Annotated in this window: 19 protein-coding genes; 12 read left to right on the top strand and 7 right to left on the bottom strand. The window is 53.7% G+C overall.

What is annotated here, in order from left to right:
• Window positions 1-52: 52 nt before the first annotated feature.
• Window positions 53-1,498 (bottom strand): hypothetical protein, encoded by a 1,446-nt coding sequence (locus HALTITAN_RS08900; RefSeq protein WP_039858917.1) that lies wholly within the window; start codon window positions 1,496-1,498, stop codon window positions 53-55.
• 325 nt (window positions 1,499-1,823) lie between these two features.
• On the opposite strand from HALTITAN_RS08900, the gene HALTITAN_RS08895 reads away from it, so the two are divergent.
• From HALTITAN_RS08895 to HALTITAN_RS08885, 3 genes are all read left to right on the top strand, one after another.
• Window positions 1,824-2,204, top strand: coding sequence for a septal ring lytic transglycosylase RlpA family protein (locus HALTITAN_RS08895; protein WP_027957199.1), 381 nt, complete (start codon window positions 1,824-1,826; stop codon window positions 2,202-2,204).
• A gap of 227 nt (window positions 2,205-2,431) precedes the next feature.
• Entirely contained in the window at window positions 2,432-3,430 is a 999-nt protein-coding gene (locus HALTITAN_RS08890) for an NADP-dependent oxidoreductase (protein ID WP_009286888.1), read from the top strand.
• Between the two features lie 261 nt (window positions 3,431-3,691).
• On the top strand, window positions 3,692-6,247 hold the full coding sequence (locus HALTITAN_RS08885; protein ID WP_009286887.1) for a glucose/quinate/shikimate family membrane-bound PQQ-dependent dehydrogenase: 2,556 nt from the start codon (window positions 3,692-3,694) through the stop codon (window positions 6,245-6,247).
• 93 nt (window positions 6,248-6,340) lie between these two features.
• On the opposite strand, the gene HALTITAN_RS08880 is transcribed toward HALTITAN_RS08885, so the two are convergent.
• Window positions 6,341-8,404 (bottom strand): TonB-dependent receptor family protein, encoded by a 2,064-nt coding sequence (locus HALTITAN_RS08880; protein WP_009286886.1) that lies wholly within the window; start codon window positions 8,402-8,404, stop codon window positions 6,341-6,343.
• 155 nt (window positions 8,405-8,559) lie between these two features.
• Between HALTITAN_RS08880 and HALTITAN_RS24790 the strand changes: the two genes are divergently transcribed.
• The 6 genes from HALTITAN_RS24790 to HALTITAN_RS08850 all read left to right on the top strand — a co-directional run bounded on the left by HALTITAN_RS24790 (window position 8,560) and on the right by HALTITAN_RS08850 (window position 13,971).
• Entirely contained in the window at window positions 8,560-8,733 is a 174-nt protein-coding gene (locus HALTITAN_RS24790) for a YqaE/Pmp3 family membrane protein (RefSeq protein ID WP_035538925.1), read from the top strand.
• A 192-nt stretch (window positions 8,734-8,925) separates the two neighbouring features.
• The gene (locus tag HALTITAN_RS08870) at window positions 8,926-9,903 is read left to right on the top strand and encodes a GlxA family transcriptional regulator (RefSeq protein WP_035538928.1); all 978 of its coding nucleotides are present in this window, start codon (window positions 8,926-8,928) and stop codon (window positions 9,901-9,903) included.
• Between the two features lie 183 nt (window positions 9,904-10,086).
• The gene (locus HALTITAN_RS08865; RefSeq protein WP_009286885.1) at window positions 10,087-11,073 is read left to right on the top strand and encodes a TRAP transporter substrate-binding protein; all 987 of its coding nucleotides are present in this window, start codon (window positions 10,087-10,089) and stop codon (window positions 11,071-11,073) included.
• Between the two features lie 60 nt (window positions 11,074-11,133).
• Window positions 11,134-11,631, top strand: a complete 498-nt coding sequence (locus HALTITAN_RS08860; RefSeq protein ID WP_039858915.1) for a TRAP transporter small permease — start codon at window positions 11,134-11,136, stop codon at window positions 11,629-11,631.
• Window positions 11,628-12,908: a TRAP transporter large permease gene (locus HALTITAN_RS08855; RefSeq protein WP_009286884.1), complete on the top strand. Its 1,281-nt coding sequence runs from the start codon at window positions 11,628-11,630 to the stop codon at window positions 12,906-12,908. Before HALTITAN_RS08860 ends, HALTITAN_RS08855 begins: the two co-directional genes overlap by 4 nt.
• 46 nt (window positions 12,909-12,954) lie before the next feature.
• A complete protein-coding gene (locus HALTITAN_RS08850) occupies window positions 12,955-13,971 on the top strand; it encodes a proline racemase family protein (protein ID WP_039858911.1) in 1,017 nt (338 codons plus the stop codon).
• A gap of 45 nt (window positions 13,972-14,016) precedes the next feature.
• On the opposite strand, the gene HALTITAN_RS08845 is transcribed toward HALTITAN_RS08850, so the two are convergent.
• Together HALTITAN_RS08845 and HALTITAN_RS08840 are read right to left on the bottom strand one after the other, a co-directional pair.
• Complete coding sequence (locus HALTITAN_RS08845) at window positions 14,017-15,279, bottom strand: dicarboxylate/amino acid:cation symporter (protein ID WP_039858908.1); 1,263 nt, start codon at window positions 15,277-15,279, stop codon at window positions 14,017-14,019.
• A gap of 63 nt (window positions 15,280-15,342) precedes the next feature.
• Window positions 15,343-16,287, bottom strand: a complete 945-nt coding sequence (locus HALTITAN_RS08840) for an AraC family transcriptional regulator (protein ID WP_039858993.1) — start codon at window positions 16,285-16,287, stop codon at window positions 15,343-15,345.
• A gap of 210 nt (window positions 16,288-16,497) precedes the next feature.
• On the opposite strand from HALTITAN_RS08840, the gene HALTITAN_RS08835 reads away from it, so the two are divergent.
• Together HALTITAN_RS08835 and HALTITAN_RS08830 are read left to right on the top strand one after the other, a co-directional pair.
• Entirely contained in the window at window positions 16,498-17,238 is a 741-nt protein-coding gene (locus tag HALTITAN_RS08835) for an SDR family oxidoreductase (protein ID WP_022523629.1), read from the top strand.
• 404 nt (window positions 17,239-17,642) lie between these two features.
• Complete coding sequence (locus tag HALTITAN_RS08830; protein ID WP_007111402.1) at window positions 17,643-17,849, top strand: cold-shock protein; 207 nt, start codon at window positions 17,643-17,645, stop codon at window positions 17,847-17,849.
• 139 nt (window positions 17,850-17,988) lie between these two features.
• Here HALTITAN_RS08830 and HALTITAN_RS08825 read toward each other — a convergent pair whose 3' ends face one another.
• Both HALTITAN_RS08825 and HALTITAN_RS08820 read right to left on the bottom strand, forming a co-directional pair.
• A complete protein-coding gene (locus HALTITAN_RS08825) occupies window positions 17,989-18,855 on the bottom strand; it encodes a putative RNA methyltransferase (RefSeq protein ID WP_009286881.1) in 867 nt (288 codons plus the stop codon).
• Between the two features lie 36 nt (window positions 18,856-18,891).
• On the bottom strand, window positions 18,892-19,821 hold the full coding sequence (locus tag HALTITAN_RS08820) for a DMT family transporter (protein ID WP_009286880.1): 930 nt from the start codon (window positions 19,819-19,821) through the stop codon (window positions 18,892-18,894).
• Between the two features lie 97 nt (window positions 19,822-19,918).
• Here HALTITAN_RS08820 and HALTITAN_RS08815 point away from each other — a divergent pair, with 97 nt between their 5' ends.
• Entirely contained in the window at window positions 19,919-20,854 is a 936-nt protein-coding gene (locus HALTITAN_RS08815) for a LysR substrate-binding domain-containing protein (protein WP_039858905.1), read from the top strand.
• On the opposite strand, the gene HALTITAN_RS08810 is transcribed toward HALTITAN_RS08815, so the two are convergent.
• Window positions 20,847-21,605, bottom strand: coding sequence for a helix-turn-helix domain-containing protein (locus HALTITAN_RS08810; protein ID WP_009286878.1), 759 nt, complete (start codon window positions 21,603-21,605; stop codon window positions 20,847-20,849). The two genes, HALTITAN_RS08815 and HALTITAN_RS08810, sit on opposite strands and share 8 nt — an antisense overlap.
• Between the last annotated feature and the right edge of the window lie 46 nt (window positions 21,606-21,651).

The raw sequence follows: 21,651 nt of genomic DNA, 5'->3' as shown, positions 1-21,651 counted from the left end.
CCTATCACGATAAGCAACAGGGGCGCTGGGTATTATCGATTAACGCTAACAATTAAAGCTCTGGGGGAATGTCCGTCGGCTCCATGTCGAGGCTTAGTTCAAATAAGCCGCTACCGGTAGCGCTAAACCCGCGTGCGCTTACCGTGTAAGTGCCGGGCAGCAACTGCTCTTGAAGCCGTGAGTCGGTACCGCCCGCGCCGTCGTCATCGCTGGCGATAAAACCCTGACCACTGATCTCAATAAAGGTATCAAAATCGTCAGAGCGCATTTCCAACGTCACTAACGAGCTCTCTTCTACTTCCAACTGATACGTCAGCGGTTCACCGCTATACCAACCGTTAAGCGCTTCACCAGGGGTAAGCGTACCTTCATTACGCAGATCGACATCTGGCATATCACGCGGTGCCATGGAGAGCGTAAACATGCCACTGCTCTCGCCATAGGCAGTACGTGCCGTTAACTGATACTCACCGGGAGCAAGAAAATCAGCGATGCTAGCATCCAGGTTGCCGGCACTGTCATCATCTTCGCGGTAGTAACCGTTAGGCCCTTCAAGCACCAGGTAGGAATCGATGTCGCTGGAGCGCATCTCAATTTGGTACATGCCTGCTTCTTCTACTTCTACTTGGTAACTAAGCGCCTGGCCACTAAACCAGCCGTTGAGAGAGTCATCGGGCGTCAGAGCGCCATCATTGCGCAGCTCACCATCACCCGGTAACTCGTGAGGCTCTACTGAAAGCGTATAAACGCCATTGCCATCATCGTAGGCGCTACGTGCCGTCAGCGTATATTCACCGGGCTCAAGGAAATCAGCGATGCGCGCGTCTAAATCACCGGCGCTGTCGTCGTCTTCGCGGGCGTAACCGTTCGGCCCTTCAATCTCCAGGTAAGCATCGAAGTCGTCAGAGCGCATTTCCAGTTGGTAGAGGCCTGCCTCTTCTATGTTCAAGGTGATTTCACGGGCACCCCCTTGCAGCCAACTATCGATGGGCTCGCCCACTGCCACTGTGTCGGCATCCGTCAGCTCAACGGTTCGGCTGACAACGGTAAACGGGCCATAACTGTGGGCATCGGCACCGCTAACCACCACTACATAGTCGCCGCTCTCTTCTATACGGTGACGAACGATAGGGGCATTATCGAGCAGCTGTAGCTGATCATCATAAAGCGCCACAACACCTTGCAAGGCTCCGTTGAGAGAAATCTCAACAATCTCATCCTCTTCCAGTGCGATGGCGTAGCGCATGAAGCGGCTGCCATCGCTACCGTTCAGCTCGCTGGCCGAGGTTATTTCGCCACGCATGCGCTCATCAAGCGTGAGCTTTTCAAGGCCAACAATAGCCTCGGCAACGGACGGCTGATCAGTTGTCTCAGCAGTTTCGGCAGGCGCTTCATCGGCGGTTTGCCCCGGTAAGGGAATAATTTGAGCAGCGAGAAAACCAACGGCTGCGCCACCGATCGCCACCAATACAAACGTAAACGAAGAAGATCTAGCCATGAGCGGTTCCTTGTTGAGTCGCAATGACAATCATTAATTAGATAAGTGTCAGTGATTATAAGATGCTTACTCAATTAAAGTGAGCGTTTCATGAAGAATGTTGCTTTGCACAAAGTGCTTTCTCTATTCATTTCATACCTGGGTTGATAAGTCACTGAAACCCAAGGCCACATAAGCAGAGATTTAAAAATCTTGAAATTGAACCTATTTGCATCGATCTTCTCAAAGCTTGCTGACTCGTTGCGACAAGGGTAGTATCGAAAAGCCTATTCAGGCACCTCATCAAGAGTGCGGGATTCGCAACAAGCAAAACCGAGGTACTCCCATGGGAGCCGAAAAACGACTGATCCGAACGATTTGTTTGGCAGCGATAGTGGTAAGTAGCGCTGCTAATAGTGCTTTTGCACATGAAACAGAAACGCAGGAAGGCGTCGCCTCCTTTTACAGTGACCGCTTTCAAGGAGCGACCACTGCCAGTGGAGAGCCCTTTGACCAGCAGGCGTTGACCGCCGCCCACCCGAGTTTGCCGTTTGGCACCAAGGTGTTGGTGACACGCCCGGACACGGGGCAAGAGGTAGAAGTACTGATCAATGATCGTGGCCCTTTCATTCAAGGACGCATTATTGATTTATCTAAACGCGCGGCAGCGAAGCTTGGCATGATTCGCCGCGGTACAGCTCCAGTGATGGTAACGCTGTTGGATTAACGGATAACACATCCTTGGTTGTTGTGTGATACCCATTAGCCTAATCAATGCGACAGCACACGAAGCATCGTTATCTTAAAGTAGTCAACAGACAGGGTGACCAGCAATGGTCACCCTGTTTCTTTATGTGGCTACTTTCCGATACATTAACGAACTTGCAAGCAGGCTAATGGTCTCTATGCTGCAAGGAGTTCGATACACGCCAAGTATTTGCAGGAGATACATCCATGCAGTCACAATTTTACACGCTTACCGATTATCCCAAAGGCCTGCCCGATCGCACGCTCTTCAAGCTAGAAACACAAACCCTACCCGACCTAGCCGAAGGCGAAGTGCGTATTCGCAACCGCTGGCTTTCCGTCGACCCTTATATGAGGGGGCGCATGAGCGGCATTCGCACCTATGTGGAGCCGTTTGAACTCGGCAAACCGATGGAAGGCGGCGCCATTGGCGAAGTCATCGAGACCAATGATTCAAGCTTAAAAGTGGGCGACAAAGTGAGCCATATGGGCGGTTGGCGGGATATTGCCCAACTGCCTGCGCAGGGCGTCACGCCGCTACCCGATATCGATGTTCCCGAACAAGCCTATCTGGGCGTACTCGGTATGCCTGGCATGACCGCCTGGACTGGCCTCAACCTGATTGCCGAATGCAAGCCGAGTGACAATGTGTTGGTTAGCGCGGCTAGCGGTGCCGTAGGCTCCCTGGCAGTGCAGTTGGCCAAAGCCAAAGGTTGTCATGTGGTCGGTATTGCCGGGGCTGCGAATAAGCTGGCCTGGCTTGAATCATTGGGCGTTGAACCGGTTAGCTATCGTGACCGTACCGCACAGGAGTTAAGCGACGCCATTAAGCTCGCCAGCCCCAACGGCATTGATGTGTATTTCGAAAACGTCGGCGGTATCTGCCTAGAAGCAGCATTGAACCAGCTAAATGAAGGTGCGCGGATTGCCGTATGCGGCATGATCGACAGCTACAATGCAAAAGAGCCTACCCCCGGCCCGAGCAATCTCTCTCAGTTGGTAGTGCGCAAGGCCAAAATGCAGGGCTTTATTGTGGCTGACCATTGGGCTAGCTACCCCTATTTCCTGAACGAAGTAGCCCCCCAAGTAGCGGAAGGTAAGCTGGTATATAAAGAGACAGTGAAAGAAGGCCTGGAGAACACCCCCGATGCATTCCTGGCCCTGTTTGACGGCGGCAATACCGGTAAAATGCTGGTCAAGCTATAAACCTCACGCCTTCTGGCTAACCCTACCGCGACATCAACTACCCTGGCGGTAGGGCACCCGCCTTAGAAAAAAACATCAAATCGTTAGACCAATAGCGAATTGATTATTAAAATCATCCACCATAGCGGTGTGTTTTAACCCATCGGCGCCGCCGATGGGTTAAAGCGCGTTGCGGGTTCGCCGCTTGGCACTTATTGCTTGAATTTAGGGTTTAAGCGGCATGCATTAACGTATTAAGTACGTTTCACTAGGGGAAATCTCATGGAAGAAAGCACGCGCGCTCACAGTAAATGGCCAGCTATTATAGTTGGCCTGCTACTATTTATTATCGGCTTGGTGCTTGCTTTTGGCGGCAGCAAGCTCGTCAGCGTAGGCGGCAGCGCCTACTACTTAATTGCCGGGCTTAGCATTATTGCTTGCGGCATTCTATTTGCCCTGCGCAAAGGCGCCGCTCTGTGGCTCTACGCGCTGATTCTTTTTGCCACATTAGTGTGGGCTCTGTGGGAGGTTGGTCTCGACTGGTGGCAGTTAGTGCCTCGCGTTGCCATTCTCTGTTTAATAGGTATTCTGCTGCTCCTGCCCTGGTGGCGTAAGCCACTACACTCAAAAGGCGGCAGTCTGGCGCTTGTTGGCAGCATTACTGCCGCTGTTATCGTGGCCATTGCCAGCCAGTTTAACGATCCCGGTACTATCGAAGGGTCGCTAGCCGCTAACAACCAATCAACAACCGATAGCGTAAACCCTGCCCAAGTGGCGGGCGATGATTGGCCCGCCTATGGCGGCACCAATGCAGGCACCCACTACTCTTCCCTTGCTCAAATTACGCCGGAAAACATCGGCGAGCTTGAAGAGGTATGGCGGATTCAAACCGGTGACAAAGCGGGCCCCAATGCGCCCCCGGAGATCACCAATCAAAATACCCCGCTGAAAGTGAATGACAGCCTGTATATCTGTACCTCTCACAGCCGGGCGATGGCGCTCTCCCCTGAAACCGGCGAAACCCTCTGGGCATTTGACCCCGAGATCAGCACCATGGGGGCGGATGACTTTTCTGGCTGGGCACATATGACCTGCCGCGGCCTCGCCTACTATGACGCCGCAAACTATTCTACTGACACTAATGACTCTGCAACCGATAGCACAGAAGTGACGAACAGTGACGCTGCCCCGAACAGTGCAACGGCACTCTCTTTTGATATCTTCGATGACAGCGATATTTTCAGTCTGGATCTCTCCTTCTTGTCACTGCTGTTTGGTGTTGAAGAAGAAAACGGCGCCCCGCAGCAACCCATGCTCAGCGAGACCGACGTCATGTGCCCACGCAGGCTCTACCTGCCCACGGCGGATGCACGCTTGATTGCGCTGAACGCCGACACGGGTGAGCGGTGCGCCAGCTTTGGCAATAACGGTGAAATTGATCTCACCAACAATATTGGCGATTTCTCACCAGGCGGTTACTACTCCACCTCCCCTGCAACGGTAACCGAAAATCTGGTTATTCTGGGTGGCCACGTCACCGACAACAGTTCCATTGACGAGCCCTCAGGCGTTATTCGTGCCTTTGATGTGCATACCGGCGAGCTGGTATGGAACTGGGATAGCGGTAATCCCGACGACACCGACCCGCTACCAGAAGGCGAAACCTACACCCGCGGCTCCCCCAACGTATGGGCACCGATCAGCGTTGACGAAGAGCTAGGCCTGGTTTACCTGCCAATGGGTAACGCCACGCCTGACCAGTATGGCGCTGACCGCACCGAGAACGATGAAACCTACAGCGCGGGTCTAGTGGCACTCAACCTGGAAGATGGTCAGGTTGAGTGGGTTTACCAGTTCGTACACCACGACCTATGGGATATGGACTCACCTGCGCAACCGGTACTGATTGACCTAGCCACTAGTGATGGCACCCAGCCCGCGGTTATTCAGCCGACCAAGCAGGGCAGCCTATATGTATTGAACCGTGAAACCGGTGAACCGATTGTGCCCATTGAAGAGGTTCCTGCACCTCAGGGCGCCGTGGAAGGCGACTGGACCGCCGAGACTCAGCCGCGTTCAGCGCTTAACCTGCTGCCACCGCCGCTCACCGAGCGCGACATGTGGGGCGCTTCACCGTTTGATCAAATGATGTGCCGCATTCAGTTCAACTCTTTGCGCTACGAGGGCCAATACACGCCACCTTCGCTGGAAGGCAGTATTGTTTATCCAGGTAATGTCGGTGTAATGAACTGGGGTGGTGTGGCCGTTGATCCCGAGCGCCAAGCGCTCTTCACTGGTGCTAAATACCTGGCGTTTGTGTCTACGTTAATTCCTCGTGAAGAGGTAGAAGAAGGCCAAGGCTCTGCCAGCGAACAGGGTTTACAAGCCAATGAAGGCGCACCTTATGCCGTTGAGCTTGGCCCGCTGCTTTCAGTGCTCGGCCTGCCCTGCCAAGCGCCCTCCTGGGGCGATGTAGCCGGTATCGATCTGCAAAGTAACGAGGTGGTGTGGAAGCACCGCAATGGCACCACACGCGACAGCATGCCGTTTGATCTACCGATTGGCTTGAACGTCGGCGTTCCTGCACTAGGCGGCCCGCTGACGACGGCTGGCGGGGTGTCGTTCTTAAGCGGCACGCTGGATCAGTACCTGCGCGGCTACGACATCACTACTGGCGAAGAGCTGTATAAAGCGCGCCTGCCAGCAGGTGGCCAAGCCACGCCGATGACCTACACCGGCCAGGATGGCCGTCAGTATGTGGTCGTCACGGCGGGTGGACACGGCACCTTTGGCACCAAGATGGGCGATTACGTGATTGGTTACGCTCTGCCTGAGTAAACGGCTAACTTAGCGTTATCACCCACGAGAACGGGCGGCCTCAGCAATAATGAATGAGCGCCGCCCGTTTTTATTTACTTGCAGTATTTCGACTTAAAAGCGTACTTCTAAACCGCCATACACACTGCGCCCCGGAGCAGGTTCATAGAAGCGACCAAAGGTGCCGTTCAAGCGCACGTTGGCGTAGTGCTCTTCATCTAAGAGATTGCGCACGCCCACATACGCATTTAGCCGTGTATCGCTTCCCAACCGCCAACCATCACCCACCCGCAGGTTCACTAGCCAGTAGCTATCGACTTCTGTCTCATTGGCGTTGTCCGCCACCATATCGCCCACGTACTGGGTTTCCAGCGTGGCAAAGCACTCATCCAGACCCTGCCAAGTGAGTTGATTGACCCAGGTTTGCTCGGGCAGCCCAGGAATGCGATTCCCGCCAAAGCTTTCAGTTGGTGTAGCAAATTGATCAAACTCATAGCTCGCCAGCGTAAGAGCGCTATTCAACCGCCATTGGTCGGCGAGCTGCCAGCCTAGCGCCAGCTCAATGCCGTCGCGGTCGGTGTCGCCTGCGTTTTGGTAGAAGGTGCGGCCGCCGTCATCATAAGGCACCAGTTCGTCACGCACGCGCACCGAAAACAGCGTTAAATCGTAGTCCATGGCCAGCGGTGCAACATAGCCACGCGCGCCAACTTCACGGTTCCAGGCTTTTTGCGGCGACACGGACGGGTTGAAACCGCCCCCCAATGGATTGGCAAACTCTGAGAACGTCGGCGTTTCAAACGCCGTACCGGTATTCACATAAACCTGATGTTGGGGGCGATAGCGGTAGCTAAGACCCGCTGAACCGCTCCACTCATTGAAAGTTTGCTCACCGCTTTGGTCGCCATCGCTCAGGTAGCTGTCGTCTACCTTTAACTCAACGCTATCAAAACGCGCGCCAAGCGAGAGCGTTACCTGCTCGGTCAGCGCTAAATCACCCTGAGCAAACACTCCTGCGGAGGTCGCCGTCTGGGTCTCTTCCGCCAACTGCTCGCCGACCACACCTTGGCCATTTACCGCATTACGAAAGCGCTCATCGTCTTGACGCGCCACATCGACACCGGTGATATAGCTCAGCGGCAGGCTGCCCAAGCTGACTTCATGGTGATACTCAGCACTCGCGCCCAGATAATCACGCTGGTAGCCGATACGGCTATCGCCCACGTAGGGTAGCTGCTGCTCAAAATCACGCTGCGCAACAAAGCCTTTTAAATAGAACTCACCAGGGCCGGCGGATAAATCTTCGTACTGTAAGCCAAGAAGCTGCTGATCTACGTTCTGTCCTGCATTCAACGCCAATGAGTTCGGCGCTGCTTGATCACGGCCACTGGCCACTTCACGCGCGTTCAGCGCGCCAGGGTCTTCGGAACGGGGATTTTCAAGCAGGTTGATAATCGCGGTTAACGCCCGATCACTGCCTAACTCTCGGCGCAGTTTGGCATTCAGCAGGTATTTCTCTGTAGAGCTCTGCTCCCGATAACCATCCACATTGAGTGCCGAGAAGCTGACGTGGTGCGACCAATCACCCCGGGCTCCACCGGTTTGTACGACCGCCTTACGGTAGCCATCACTGCCCACCTCGGTTCGCACGCTTGAGCCAGGGTTATCGCGGCCATCGGCGGTGGTCACATCAATTACCCCACCCGCCGCGTTGCCGTAAAGTACCGAAGAGGGCCCACGGATAACTTCGATGCGCTCAGCGCTGTCCAGATCAATGGCATCTAACTGTGCCTGACCATCGGGTAACGTATACGGAATGCCATCCACCATCACGGTAATACCGCGAACGCCAAACGGCGCCCGAGCGCCGAAGCCGCGAATGGAGATTCGCTGGCCTTGGGCAAAGTTATCGCGGTTTTGCAAAAACATGCCAGGCACGCGCACTAACGCCTCATCCAGCCGTGTGCGCTGCTGCCCCTGAGCAATCGCCTCACGGTCGAGCGTTGAAACCGCAGCGGGCGTGGCGTAAAGCTCTCGCGATAGTCGTGGCGCCGTCACTTGAAGTGTGGCCAGCGTGTTGTCAGTTGACGGACTCTCTTGTGCCCAACTCTGGCCAGCGCCAAGACAACTTAATAAACAAAAAGACGTGGTGGTTACTTTTAATGGCACTTTGATGAACACGGAGTCCCTCCCAAACAGCGTAGAGCGGAAATAAATGACGGAATTGAACGATTGCCTACTCGGCTAGTCACAGGGAATTAGCCAAGGCATGGATAAAGTAGGTTGATCGTGCCTACACTTGTACAAGTTACACCAATGAAAGCAAAGGAGGCTTCATGGCGTTTACAGCGACTGATCCAATCAAAATGATTTTTGCCGTAATACTTCCCCCGCTCGGCGTATTTTTTGAGGTCGGTTTTAAAGGGCATTTCTGGCTGAATATTATTCTAACGCTATTTGGCTTCATACCGGGCATCATTCATGCGTTTTATGTGATATTGAAGCACTGATACCCGAGAGCAGTAGATTGCTTTAACCAAACAGGCGTCTCTATTTAGGGGCGCCTGTTTGGGTTCAAATGGGATCGTTATCGATGACTACTATGCGTATGGATATGTGTAAAGTCCGGCCATGGCACCTTAGGCTGGCTCAGGGCATACTCTAAGGAGTCGTGCCTACTCACCATCAAGAGCCTCCCCCCTATGCCATTGGGCCATCAACCGCCTCTGCGCGTCGGATTTATCCTACTCCCGCTATTTACCATGAATGCCTTTGCAGGGTTCATCGATTCATTGCGCTTGGCTGCCGACAAGGGTGGCCGAAGCCGACAAATCCACTGTAGCTGGCAGATCATGGGCCCCGGTCCAATCACCTCCAGCTGCGGCTTGGAGGCCCACCCACAAACACCATATCGTGAACCGAGTGAATTCACTCATATTGCCGTTTGTGGTGGTAATAATTATCTCAATCCCCACGAAGATCAGGCACTGAGTCAATATCTCAAGGAAGCGCATAGCAAAGGAGTGAAACTTGTCGGTGTATGTACTGGCACGTTTGCTATTGCCCGTGCAGGCCTGCTGAGAGGCCAACGGGTATGTGTGCACTGGAACGTAATCAATGATTTTCGCCAACAGTTTCCCAAAATCGACGCCACTCCCGATCGAATATTTCTGGAATCCGCCAGGGTAATCACTTGTGCAGGCTCGTCAGGTGCAACGGATATGGCCCTGCACCTGATTCATCGCACATGTGGCCCCGAGAAGGCCCAGCAGGCGGTTCGTCACATGATCTTAAACGGCATGCGTACGTCCAACTCTCCACAAACACACTTTTTTGAAGCCATCCATGAAATTCGCGATGAGAGAGTCCGGGTAGCCGTACTCACCATGGAGCAATCGCTGAATACCCGTCTAAGTGCTTGTGACCTGGCCAAGCGGATCAATTTAAGCCCCCGACAGCTTGATCGACTCTTTCGTCAAGAACTGGGAATCACACCTATGCGCTACTTCAAAATCATGCGCCTGCGCTATGCAGACTGGCTACTCCACCATACCGACAGCTCAATTGCCGATATTGCCGCTGACTGCGGTTTCTCCGATGCCGCTCATCTCGCCCGAGACTTTCATACGCATTTCGCTTGTAGCCCAGGCCAGTCACGCCGTCAGGAAAAACGTTTGTAGCTCTTCGTTAGCCGCCTGCTGTCATGATTTTCAAACAGTTACTACGTGCGCAATCCGTCCAAAAAATTCAATTTTCTGTCTCTTTTATTCTATAAATCATGGTGGCGCAGACCTACTCTAGAGACACGTGATCGTAAAGGTCCGTGACATGACTCCCGCAAAAACAACCTCCGGAGCGTCACCATGAAAGCACTTTCCTCCGTACGACATATTGCTTCCTTCGCCCTAGGGCTCGGTTTGGCAGGCCAGGTAGCTGCCGCCGAGCTAGAGCTTCGAGCGGCGACCATTGGAAGCCAGCAAGGCATCCAGATGGCGGGGTTGAATGCCCTAGCCGCACACGTGGCAGAAGCGACCAATAACAGTGCCGACATAAAACTTTTTCATTCTGGTTCACTTGGCGATCAAGTCAGCAATATAGAAGCAATAGATACACGCTTGTTAGATATCGCCACTATTGAAACGCCGATTACTACCATTGATGAAGATATGGGTATTCTTTCACTTCCCTATCTATTTCGAGACAGGGAGCATGTGAGCAATGTCCTGAGCGGTGAAATCGGTCAAGAATTAAAAGACAAGCTTCAAAAGCAAGGCTACCGTGTTATCGGTTTTTATGAAGGAGGTTTCCGTCATATTACCAACAATAGTCATGCCATTGAAAAACCTGAGGATCTTGACGGGTTAAGAATCCGTACCCCTGGCAGCCGCCAGCGTGTCGAGATGTTTAATGCCTATGGCGCTAACGCTTCCCCGCTGCCTTATCCAGAACTTTACTCCGCCCTTCAGACCGGTGTCTTCGATGGCCAAGAAAATCCTCTCGTCGAAGTAGAGGCCAGCCGCTTTTACGAAGTACAGGATTACCTCTCACTCTCTGGGCATGTTTACACCGTCGGCTTCCTGCTGATGAACGAGTCACGTTTCCAGGATCTTGATGCCAGCGTTCAGCAAGCTCTACTCGAGGGTGGCGAACAGGCCTTCGAGGCAACGGTTAACTTTGGAGAACAAGCGGATCAGAGCGTCGTGGAGCTTGTAAAAGAGAACGGCATGGAAGTGAACGAGGTAGACACTGACACCTTCATAGCAGCCTCTCAACCTCTATGGGACTCCTTTACCGAAGGACTGTCACAAGAGGCACGTGACATGGTGCAACGCATCGCCGACCTCCCCTAACGACAGAGCACACTTCCCGGCGGGCACTTCCTGCCCGTCGCTACTCCCGGGAGTACTACCATGCTTGATCGTTTTTTTGAAGCGGTCGCGGCACTGCTGTTGGCTGCCATTCCTCTCCTGGCAATAGCGGCAGTGGCTGCGCGCTACATCCTGAATGCCTCGCTATCGTGGAGCGCCGAAGTCTTAGTGGGTCTGCTGGTCTACATTACCTTTTTCTGCGGTTATCTGGCACTCAGGCAAGGCGCTCATCTACGTATTGATGTTATCGCTGCCTTACTTCCCTATCGCGGTCAATGGGTATTGTTCTTTATCAACCAGGCACTGATAGGGCTGGTCTGCGTCATCATGATCGTGTGGGGCTTGGAACAAACACTCACCTTTTCCAACCGTACAACGCTTATGCTAGGTGCACCTCAGTGGCTTTTCTACTCCGCCGTGCCTATCTCCGGCGCGGGCATGTTGCTGGAATTGGTTCGCCAGTGTGTCGTTGCCGCCAAGGCAAAGATACCGCCCTATGAAGCTGCTCGAAGAGCCGCTCTGGAGGAGCCAGAGCTATGATTCTACTCGTCATACTACTTGCACTTCTGGCTCTGATTGGGCTGGCCATGCCAATCGCCTTCGCTTTGACACTTGTTTCTATCGGCGTACTCGCTTTTTCCGGTGTCGATATGCTCGTGCTGGTACAGCGCCTATACCGAGGTACCGAGTCCTTTCCGCTATTGGCTGTTCCGCTGTTCATTCTAGCGGGCCAGATAATGAACCACAGCGGTATTTCAGCACGGCTTGTCGATCTGGCTCGTTCCATGGTGGGGGCCATACGGGGTGGGCTGGCGGCGGTCAATATCTTGACCTCCATGTTCTTTGCAGGCATGAGCGGCACCTCCATGTCAGATACGGCCGCCGTGGGCGGTGTGATGATCCCCCAGATGGTCAAACGGGGTTACTCCGTACCCTTTACTGCCGCCGTGACTGCCTCCTCCTCCACTATTGGCATCATCATTCCTCCCAGCGTGCCCATGGTGTTATTGAGTGCCTATATGGGACTTTCGACAGGGGCGTTATTTGCTGCCGGTCTAGTCTCAGGGCTCCTCATTGCCATAGGACTCATGCTGATGGCGTGGTGGATATCGGTGAAACGCCAATATCCTATCGAAGCTGCATTTTCGATCAGGCAACTGGGCAGTAGCTTGGTCAGTGCATTCCCGGCCCTGCTAATGCCAGTCATCATCCTCGGCGGTATCCTCGGCGGCATTTTCACACCGACCGAAGCCTCCGCCGTGGCAGTCGCTTATGGCATCTTCGCTGGCATGGTGCTTTATCGTTCGCTTTCACTACGTGCGCTTTACCGTGCCCTGGTTGAGAGTGCCGTGTTGACCGGTGCGGTCATGTTTGTGACGGCAGCGGCACATACACTCGGCTACACCTTCACTTACCAAAGTCTCGGGCAGCTAGTTCTCGGGCCGATAGCAGCTCTGGATATGGGCCCCATCGGCTTCCTGCTGATTTTGAGCATCGTCTTGATTATTGCCGGTACCTTCCTCGATGGCATCGCGATGATGTTCATAGTGGTGCCACTGTTCCTGCCCAGTGTTCAGTTGCTAGGCATAGACCCTCTCCAGTTCGCCATGGTGGTCATTCTTTGCTGGGGTATTGGCCAGCAGACACCACCGGTCGGGGCCGCCTTGTTTATTACGAGCGTGATTTCACGTGTCGATATCATCCGCATTACCTACGCCAACCTACCGTTCATTGCCGTGATGCTGGCGGTGCTGCTCGCCGTGATTGTCTGGCCTGCTGGCATGGTCATGAGCGTACCCCGCTGGTTTGGCCTTTAACCCAAGACTAATAACCCAACCGCACAGCCCACAGGAAGAAGCAACCATGAAAAACCAACAGTTCCTTGACGTTATCTATACCCATACGGAAGGCGAGCCAACCTGCATTGTGCATGCTGGCATTCCCTACCCGTATGGCAGCAACATTCTATCCAAACGCGCTTATTTGAAAGAGCATCACGACCATGTCCGCACTAGTCTGATGCGTGAACCCCGCGGCCACCAGCACATGTTTGGTGTTTTTCTAACCCCACCTTCCGATGAACATCATGACGCTGGCATGCTATGGATGGATGGCGAACAGTTCGTCGACATGTGTGGTCACGGCACCATAGCCCTTTCCATGGCGATGGTTTCTCACCGCTTGGCGCCCCCAGCACAAGAAGACGGCATGACACGCATCCGTTTTGAAACTACCGCTGGCACCGTCGTCTCGGAGGTCAAAGCCGATGCCGACAAAGTGCATTGGACTCGCTTTGAAAATGTGCCCGCCTTCGTGATGGAGCAGGACATTCCTGTTGACGTTCCGGGGCTGGGTACACTAAAGGCTGACCTGGTATTTGGTGGCAACTTCTTCGCTATCATTCGCATTCCATCTGACAAGCAACCCATCTGCCCCGAAAATGGCAGTTATTTTTCGATGGCGGGAGAGGCGGTCAAGGCAGAATTGAATAAACGCATGACGATTCGTCACCCCGTACATGCTCACATCAATGGTCTGAATTTCGTTACGTTCTGGCATGGGGGAACGCAGCCAGATTCACTTTACCGCAATGTCCATGTGTTCTCAGGCGGCAAGCTGGATCGCTCGCCTGGTGGCACTGGAACCAGCGCCATGATGGCCATGTTTCACGCACGAAATGAACTGGAAGAGAACAAGGAAATCTACTCGGAAGGCCTGCTGGGAAGCGGCCGTTTCACGGGCAAAATATTGGGTAAAACCGAAATTGGTGGTTATTCTGCCATTCGTCCAAGCGTGCAAGGTACCGCTGAACTGATCGGTTATGCCAAATGGCTGATTGATGAGAGAGACCCCGTGGGTCGCGGCTTTATGATTGGTTAACGCGATCTCCCCCCTAAGTCGTTCTCAGGGGGGGAGATAAACGCACTACCCTCTTACTGCCAACCCCGCGTCTTCGACGGGCTCCTCTTGCAACTCCTCGCCTTCACTACGGGCTATCACGGAGGTGCCGACCAAGTCGCCTGTCACGTTCAGCGCCGTACAGCCCATTCCCACCAGTGCATCGATAGCGGTGAGCAACGCGACGGTTTCAATTGGCAGGCCCACCTGAGTAAATACTGTGGCAATCATTATGATACCGGCCCCCGGCACCCCTGCCGTGCCCACCGACACTAGCGTGCCGATCAACACTATTTGCACCATGCTGATGAAATCCAGCGGTGCACCAATCACGTTGGCGGCAAACACCACCGAGATGGCGATACGAATCGCCGCTCCATCCATATTTAAAGTAGCCCCTAACGGCAGACTAAAACCATAGATGCTTTTGGGAATTCCTAAGCGGTGGGCAGCATTAACCGTTAGCGGTAACGTACCCGAGCTACTCTGGGTAGCAAACGCCGTGGCCATGGGCGTACGGGCTTCGCGAAAAAAGGTGCGCAGCTTCACGCCAAACAGCCGCATGATGCCGCAATAAATCAGCAGCTGGGTTGCCAGGGCGATATAAAGCACAATCACCATATCGCCCAATGAGAGCAGCGTTGCCAACCCCTGCTGACTCACCGTTTCGGCGACAATCGCAAACACGCCGATGGGCACGTAGTGCAATACCCCCGACATTACTTTTAGAGTGACCTCGTTTAGCGCTTCAATCACCCCATAAAGGCGTTCCCCCATGGCATGTTGGCGCTCCGACTGGCGCATTTTTAGCAGTGCGATGCCAAACACCAGCGCCGTAAAAATAATGCCCAACATGTTGAGTTCGGCAAACGCACCAATAATATTATCCGGCACTATATTCAGCAGCGTATCGACAACGCCTGGATTCTCGGGCACCGAGAAACTGGCACTCTCATCCAACGTCATACCGCTGCCGGGGCTAAACAACGTGGCAACCGCTAAGCCCACCATGATCGCCAGCGCTGAAGAGGTAAGGTAATAACCAAACACCTTGCCGCCCACGCGGCCAGCTCTTCCCTCCCGGGACTGATTCACCCCCACCATCAGCGTAAACAGTACAATGGGGACAATCAGAAAAGTAAGCAGCCGTAGCAGCAGGTCACCCAGCGGCGCTAGCCAGGCAGCCACTGTCTCACCACCAATAAGCCCAACGACAACGCCCAGAACAAGCGCAACAGTGACGCGTAAAATCAACGATGCCTGAGCATAGGCCTTCCATATACGAGTCATTTGCGTCCCTACAGATTTGAAGAAGTTGGTAGGTCTAATTTGATAAGCGTACATCACACTCTATTAGTGTGGCACAGCGATATCTACCAGGTGAGTAGGCGGCAATAAATCAAGGCTTGCCTTCATGGTACGCACCTCCTCTGCTGGTGGGCGGCCAAAGAAGCGCTTGAATTCACGACTAAACTGGGAGGGGCTTTCATAGCCCACTCGGCTAGCGGCCGCGGCAGCCGTCAACCCATCACGTATCATTAACAGCCGAGCATGGTGCAAGCGGGTGGATTTAATGTACTGGATAGGTGAGGTCTGGGTGACCGCCTTGAAGTGTACGTGAAAGGCTGGCGCACTCATGCCAGCTTCATTCGCCAGGCTTGCTACTTCCAGCGCATCGGCATAGTTAGCATGAATACGGTTGAGCGCCTTAGCAATTTTACCAAATTGCCCATAATGGGAGAGCGCTGTTCGAACACTGCCGCCCTGCTCTCCCGTCAATACCCGATAGCAGATCTCCCTGACAATAAAAGGGGCAAGAATATGCGCATCCGTTGGTGAGGTAAGCGCATTCAATAAACGTAATGTCGCATCTGCCAGCGGCTCTTCCAGCAGGCTTGAAAGCATGCCGCGCGGCGCCTCAAACCCATACTCGCCTGACGCCTCCAACATCGTCACCAATTCGGCGATTACCACCGCATCCAGGCGGATAGCAATACCCAGCATTGGCTCGTCAGGGCTGGCTTCTGTTTCCGAAGTAAACGGCAAGGGTACTGATAGCACCAAATAGCGCTGCGCATCGTAGATATACACCTCATCTCCCAAATAGCCACGCTTTCGGCCTTGGCAGATGATGACGATACTCGGCTCGTAGAGCACAGAGGTGTTTTTAAGCGGGCGATTGGAACGCATAAAGCGTACGCCGTCCAATAGCGACTGGGTATACCCCTCGTGTGGTGCGAGTTGGTATAAGCATTCGACGATATTGCTGTAAACCACAGAATCGCTCTTCAGTGTCATGTTAACCACCTTGGTCATGCGTGCCGCACCTGAATCAACCCTAAGAGCCAATAACACCATAAGAGCAATATACATGCTGTGTTGCTTGCCTCGCCGCCCACCTTTAACAAACAAATAGGATTAGGCAAGCATGCAATAGGATCGCCTATACAGATGCCAGCCGCAGCAGCTTAATCTTCTCTGGGTACCCACCACCCTTAGGATTATCCAATGACTGCTTTAACAACCCCATCTTCCAAAGTCGTTTTACTGACCGGTGCCAGCAGCGGCATCGGTGAAGCCACTGCTCGCTGGCTTGCAGGTCAAGGGCACCGTTTGATTATTGGCGCACGCCGAACTGATCGGTTGGAAGCATTGACCCACTCCCTTCGCGAAGAGGGCGGCAGCGTGGATTTCCAGGCGCTGGATGTCACCGACCTTAAAGACATGCAGGCGTTTGCGGATTTCGCGATCAAAACCCACGGCCGCATAGATGTCATCGTCAACAACGCGGGCGTCATGCCCCTATCGCCTTTGGCAGCGCTCAAAGTAGATGAGTGGAACCGCATGATCGATGTCAACATTCGCGGCGTACTCAATGGTATCGCCGCTGTTCTGCCTACTATGCAGGCCCAGGAAAGTGGCCAGGTGATCAACATCTCCTCCATCGGTGGCCTCACTGTTATGCCCACCGCAGCAGTCTATTGCGCCACTAAATATGCGGTGCGCGCTATTTCCGATGGGCTACGTCAGGAAACCGACAAGATACGCGTGACCTGTGTCTACCCCGGGGTAGTGGAGTCAGAACTGGCCAATACCATCACCGACTCTGAAACCGCAAAGGCAATCGACCTTTTCCGCCAAATTGCCCTCAAGCCCGAAGCGATCGCCTCCGCCATTGCGCATGCCATCAACCAGCCCGATGACGTAGATACCAGCGATATCGTCGTACGGCCTACGGCGAGTCACTAACTGCGCGTCAGGTGCTGTCCGAGCTTTTGGCCAAACGTAAACATTAGCACGAGCGATATTCATGTAAGAAAACAAGCTTCCCATTTACTGGAAACGTGCCCTGATGGTCGCTGGCATTATCACTACTTTCCAGCGACCACCTCTAATAGAGGCTCTCACTGCGCCCCATAGGCAAGACAATCCAGAAAGGCTTTGACACGCGCTACAATTCATGACAATGTAGCGCCAGTTGGTTAGCAAGCAAGCATGGTTTCAGAAGTGTACGAAAAAGATTTAGAAATGTACGAGATAGACGTGTACAAAATCTTTCGGCAAGACTGTAATTGTATTCCTTGTTTTATCCGCTATTAATCTGGGTGATACCAGGAACTTTACAAAGCGCTTTGCGCGAAAGGATTTTTACTATGTCTACTGGCACAGTTAAGTGGTTCAACGATACTAAAGGCTTCGGTTTTATTGCTCCTTCTGACGGCGGCGATGACCTGTTTGCCCATTTCTCTGAAATTCAAGCAGACGGCTTCAAAACCCTGCAAGAAGGCGCTAACGTTTCTTTTGACGTTACCCAGGGTAAGAAAGGCCTTCAAGCTTCAAACATCAAGCAAATTTCCTAAGCCCTAGCGCTTAAGAATTTGCTCGAACCTTCTAAGGTTCGGATAACAAGGCCCGCTTATGCGGGCCTTGTTGCGTTTGGGCATATTAAAACTGCGCGTTTAGAGCAGACTAAAGGGAAGCTGCGTTTGCACTACCCTTCTATATTCGCATGTACATCACTATTCGCACATCCACCGTCACCACCAGCACCTCAAGTGCCGCTGCGCGATCACGCCCCTCAGGGCTGGCTCGGTAAAGATGCGGCGTCATCGCCAACAGATCGGCAATTTCCTCACTTCCATTTAGTGCAATTGAGTAGCTTACCCTCTCGCTGCCATGGTGAATAAAGCCATCGGGCACTACCGTCTCACTCGCACGTTCAGCTTTTAACGTGGGGTAGATAATCTCCCGCAGCTCCCTCAAGTGATTAGGCCCCGCTTCAACCTGCAGTAGTACGCCACCGGTTTTCAACACACGAGCAAACTCGCTTACTACTGGAAAGCCAAACATACACAGCACGCTATCCAACGTTCCCGTCTGCACCGGCAAGTGTGCATTACTCCCCACGACCCAGCTGCTTAGCGGTGCCTGCTTAGCATCCTGTTTTGCTGCGGCCAATACCGCCCATTTAGAGATATCCAGCCCCATCAGTGAAAGTGGCTGCGCGTTAGTCGCCGCGTCAGCTAATTGGCGAAGGTAATAACCTTCACCGCAGCCCGCATCCAGGCAGCTAAAAGGCAGTCTGTCTGCCTTTTGAACCTCGGCATGGCCCAACACAGCATGACTGACTGCCTCCGCAATGGGTTGATAGTACCCCGCGTTAAGAAAACGCTGGCGAGCAGCTACCATCGCCTTGCTATCACCCGGATCGTGGGAACGCTTTTGCTGCACAGGTAGTAAATTAACGTAGCCCTGCTTAGCAATATCAAAGCTGTGGCCATCAGAGCATCGCCAAACACTAGCCGACCAACTGAGTGGTTTTCCGTCTAGCGGGCACGCCAGTGCTTGAAAAGGGGTGATGCTCATATCGGTGTCTTCGCAAAGGTAGATGGGTGCATGCGTTTAGCGAGTCACCAGAATGATGCCAACTAAAATAACGCCACCGCCGATTATAAAATTAATACTCAGCGGCTCATTGAGCAGCAGTGTACCAAACAGAATACCGAAAAGCGGCGCCAAGAAAGAAAACACGCCTAACTGCGAAGCGCGGTAGCGGCGCAGCAAGGTAAACCATAACAGCAGCGCAGCAAACGAAATGATCAGCGTCTGAAAACCAAGGCTGGCTAACGCCATTGGGGTAAACTGCGCGCTCATTAGCTGCCCGGATATAGCCGCCACCGGCAGGAGCAACAACGCCGTCACGCTCAGTTGATAGCTCAGAGTGAGCTCTGCTGGCGCCTCAGAAAGCGAAGTCTTGCGGATCACGACGGTCGTGGCCGCCCATGAGAGGCCAGCGAGCAAGCCCAGCATATCCCCAATAAGAATCTCGATGCTGTAAGCACCGCTTGGCGTCATGGCAATCACCATTCCCAGAAATGCCAAGCCAACGCCCCACCACTGGCGAATGGAGAGTTGCTCGCCAGGTACCCAAAGATGCAAACCCAGGGCAGCGAAGATGGGCGCAGTATACAGAAAGACCGACATGTGGGACGCCAAGGTATAGGTTAATCCCCAGGCGATAAAAGCGAACTCAGCCGCAAACCCCAGGCCCACCAGCAACCCAGGGCCCCAATGATGACCCACATCCGCCCAGCGAATACCGCGCCAAGAAGCCAGCCCGCCGACCAGACACACCGCCAAAGCTGAGCGCAGGGCCATCTGCACCACGGGTGAGATATCCTCAGCCACACCCTTGATCGCCACCTGCTGAAAACCCAACACCAGGCAAAATAGCAGCATCAACGATGCTGCCGTTGCGTCCACTGACTTTCGCTGCGATCGACCAACCATGCAGACAGTGTGGTTGTTGGAGACTATTCTTTGATTACTCATTGCGGGCTCCTATAACATATAGGTGCCCATTGCAGCAGTAAGCGTCATTGCATACAAACGATTACTTATCGACCCTAGGCTTAGGAAAACTCACTCTATGAGAATAGAAAGGCTACCGCTGAATGCATTGCGCGCGTTTGCCGAGGCCGTGCGAGAAAATAGCTTCAAAGCCGCCGCTTATCGCCTCGGGGTGACGCCTGGCGCCGTTAGCCGACAGGTCAAACAGTTGGAAGGCCACTTAGGCGTGGTGCTGTTTGAGCGTCATGCCAATGGGGTATGCGTTACCGAAGCAGGCCGGGTACTGGCTGAAGATGTGCAGGCAGGCCTTTTGCGCATCGCCAGCGGTGTACAGAACGTCACCGAGCGCTCAGAAGAGGCCTTTCGATTGCTACTGAGTGCACCACCCTCCTTTCTACAACTCTGGCTACTCCCCCGCTTACCCCACTTTGAAGCTAATGAACGGCAAATAGAAATCTCTCTGGATGCCGAGGCGCGCTTAACGCCACCGCTGTGGTTGCCCAACAGGGCACGCTTATCATTGCGCTATGGCCAGGGCCCTTGGCCCGGTGTCACCAGCCTGCGCCTGTTTGAAGACACGTTATTTCCGGTTTGTTCGCCCTCGCTATTAGCGCAGGCAAACATGCAAACCCCCGACGATTTGCTGGCACAGACACTGCTCACCGTGGATTGGTGCAGCCACGCAGGCCACCCCATTCCAAGCTGGAGCGATTGGTTTAAAAGCGCCGGGGTAGCGCTAAACAAGATGCCCAACCAGCGGCAATACTCGCTTTACAGCTTGGCTCTCGATCAGGCCATTGCCGGGCAAGGCGTGGTACTCGCCAGCTACCCATTGGTGGCTGACCGGCTAGCGAGCGGTGTTTTGGTACGCCCCTTCGCGGAACACTATCCACTCGCTTCTCCGTTCGCCTACGAACTGATTCTGCCTAGTGATGGAGAAACGCCACCAGCGGTAGCACGCTTCGTCGAGTGGCTAGAACAAGAGGCCACTCTCTTCCGGAACACATCTACGTAGCGTTGGGAGCTACTTGGCCTCCCCGCTTGTAACCCTGAAACAGCCCATACTGCCACTGCCGTACCGCCAGCACCGAAGTCGTGCCAAACCGCTGATGAATGGGTAGCCCGCTCTCTCGTTCGCATAGCGCATGAAACTCTTTCGCCAAGCGCTGCATGGTCTGCTGCCATTCAGCATTTCCCGCAGGGGATAATAGTCCGTTAAGGACAATGAGTTTTTCGCTGTCACTATCAAAACGGGAGCGGAAAAATTCGTTGGCGATATGCTGCTGAAAGAAACGCTGGATTGGCCCATCCGCTCGCCAGCGGAAATTAGCAGCGACCCGCCGCCGGATCCGGTTATCGGGAAGTAGCTCTATCAGCGTAAGCCGCTCAAGCTTCAGTAACTGCCGGATACACTCTGCTTCACTTAGCTGGTACTGGTGATGAATTTCGTCGAAGCTATAGCCATTGATGACGCAGACAGCCACCAGAAACAGCTCACGGTCATCCACAATACTCTGCTCTTGGGCATGGGTTAGCTCCTGCAAACGCTGCTCGTCCGCTTGCATGGTTTGCACCAGCTCAGCGAATTCGATATTTAGCTGGTCACAGATACACTCCAGCCGCGATAGCGTAAAGTGCTTTTCGGCGAACAGGCGCTTCACCGAGGCCTCGCTCAGCGCCAACCACTTAGCGACATCGGCATAGGTTTTACCCTGAGCACGGAGCTGGCGCTTTAGCGTTTCAATCAGCGAATCTGCTTGGGACATAGCAACCTCTTAGGCGGCATGAAAAGGCATTACACACAAAAAGTAG

Source organism: Vreelandella titanicae BH1 (assembly GCF_000336575.1).
Classification (GTDB): domain Bacteria; phylum Pseudomonadota; class Gammaproteobacteria; order Pseudomonadales; family Halomonadaceae; genus Vreelandella; species Vreelandella titanicae.
This window is presented reverse-complemented; position numbering and strand designations above follow the sequence as displayed.

Coding starts and splice junctions, on each gene's coding strand:
- HALTITAN_RS08830 (WP_007111402.1), top strand. CDS start 17,643: ATGTCTACTGGCACAGTTAAGTGGTTCAACGATACTAAAGGCTTCGGT.
- HALTITAN_RS08850 (WP_039858911.1), top strand. CDS start 12,955: ATGAAAAACCAACAGTTCCTTGACGTTATCTATACCCATACGGAAGGC.
- HALTITAN_RS08810 (WP_009286878.1), bottom strand. CDS start 21,605: ATGTCCCAAGCAGATTCGCTGATTGAAACGCTAAAGCGCCAGCTCCGT.
- HALTITAN_RS08825 (WP_009286881.1), bottom strand. CDS start 18,855: ATGAGCATCACCCCTTTTCAAGCACTGGCGTGCCCGCTAGACGGAAAA.
- HALTITAN_RS08900 (WP_039858917.1), bottom strand. CDS start 1,498: ATGGCTAGATCTTCTTCGTTTACGTTTGTATTGGTGGCGATCGGTGGC.
- HALTITAN_RS08855 (WP_009286884.1), top strand. CDS start 11,628: ATGATTCTACTCGTCATACTACTTGCACTTCTGGCTCTGATTGGGCTG.
- HALTITAN_RS08860 (WP_039858915.1), top strand. CDS start 11,134: ATGCTTGATCGTTTTTTTGAAGCGGTCGCGGCACTGCTGTTGGCTGCC.
- HALTITAN_RS08820 (WP_009286880.1), bottom strand. CDS start 19,821: ATGAGTAATCAAAGAATAGTCTCCAACAACCACACTGTCTGCATGGTT.
- HALTITAN_RS08815 (WP_039858905.1), top strand. CDS start 19,919: ATGAGAATAGAAAGGCTACCGCTGAATGCATTGCGCGCGTTTGCCGAG.
- HALTITAN_RS08865 (WP_009286885.1), top strand. CDS start 10,087: ATGAAAGCACTTTCCTCCGTACGACATATTGCTTCCTTCGCCCTAGGG.
- HALTITAN_RS08885 (WP_009286887.1), top strand. CDS start 3,692: ATGGAAGAAAGCACGCGCGCTCACAGTAAATGGCCAGCTATTATAGTT.
- HALTITAN_RS08895 (WP_027957199.1), top strand. CDS start 1,824: ATGGGAGCCGAAAAACGACTGATCCGAACGATTTGTTTGGCAGCGATA.
- HALTITAN_RS08890 (WP_009286888.1), top strand. CDS start 2,432: ATGCAGTCACAATTTTACACGCTTACCGATTATCCCAAAGGCCTGCCC.
- HALTITAN_RS08840 (WP_039858993.1), bottom strand. CDS start 16,287: ATGACACTGAAGAGCGATTCTGTGGTTTACAGCAATATCGTCGAATGC.
- HALTITAN_RS08845 (WP_039858908.1), bottom strand. CDS start 15,279: ATGACTCGTATATGGAAGGCCTATGCTCAGGCATCGTTGATTTTACGC.
- HALTITAN_RS08835 (WP_022523629.1), top strand. CDS start 16,498: ATGACTGCTTTAACAACCCCATCTTCCAAAGTCGTTTTACTGACCGGT.
- HALTITAN_RS24790 (WP_035538925.1), top strand. CDS start 8,560: ATGGCGTTTACAGCGACTGATCCAATCAAAATGATTTTTGCCGTAATA.
- HALTITAN_RS08870 (WP_035538928.1), top strand. CDS start 8,926: ATGCCATTGGGCCATCAACCGCCTCTGCGCGTCGGATTTATCCTACTC.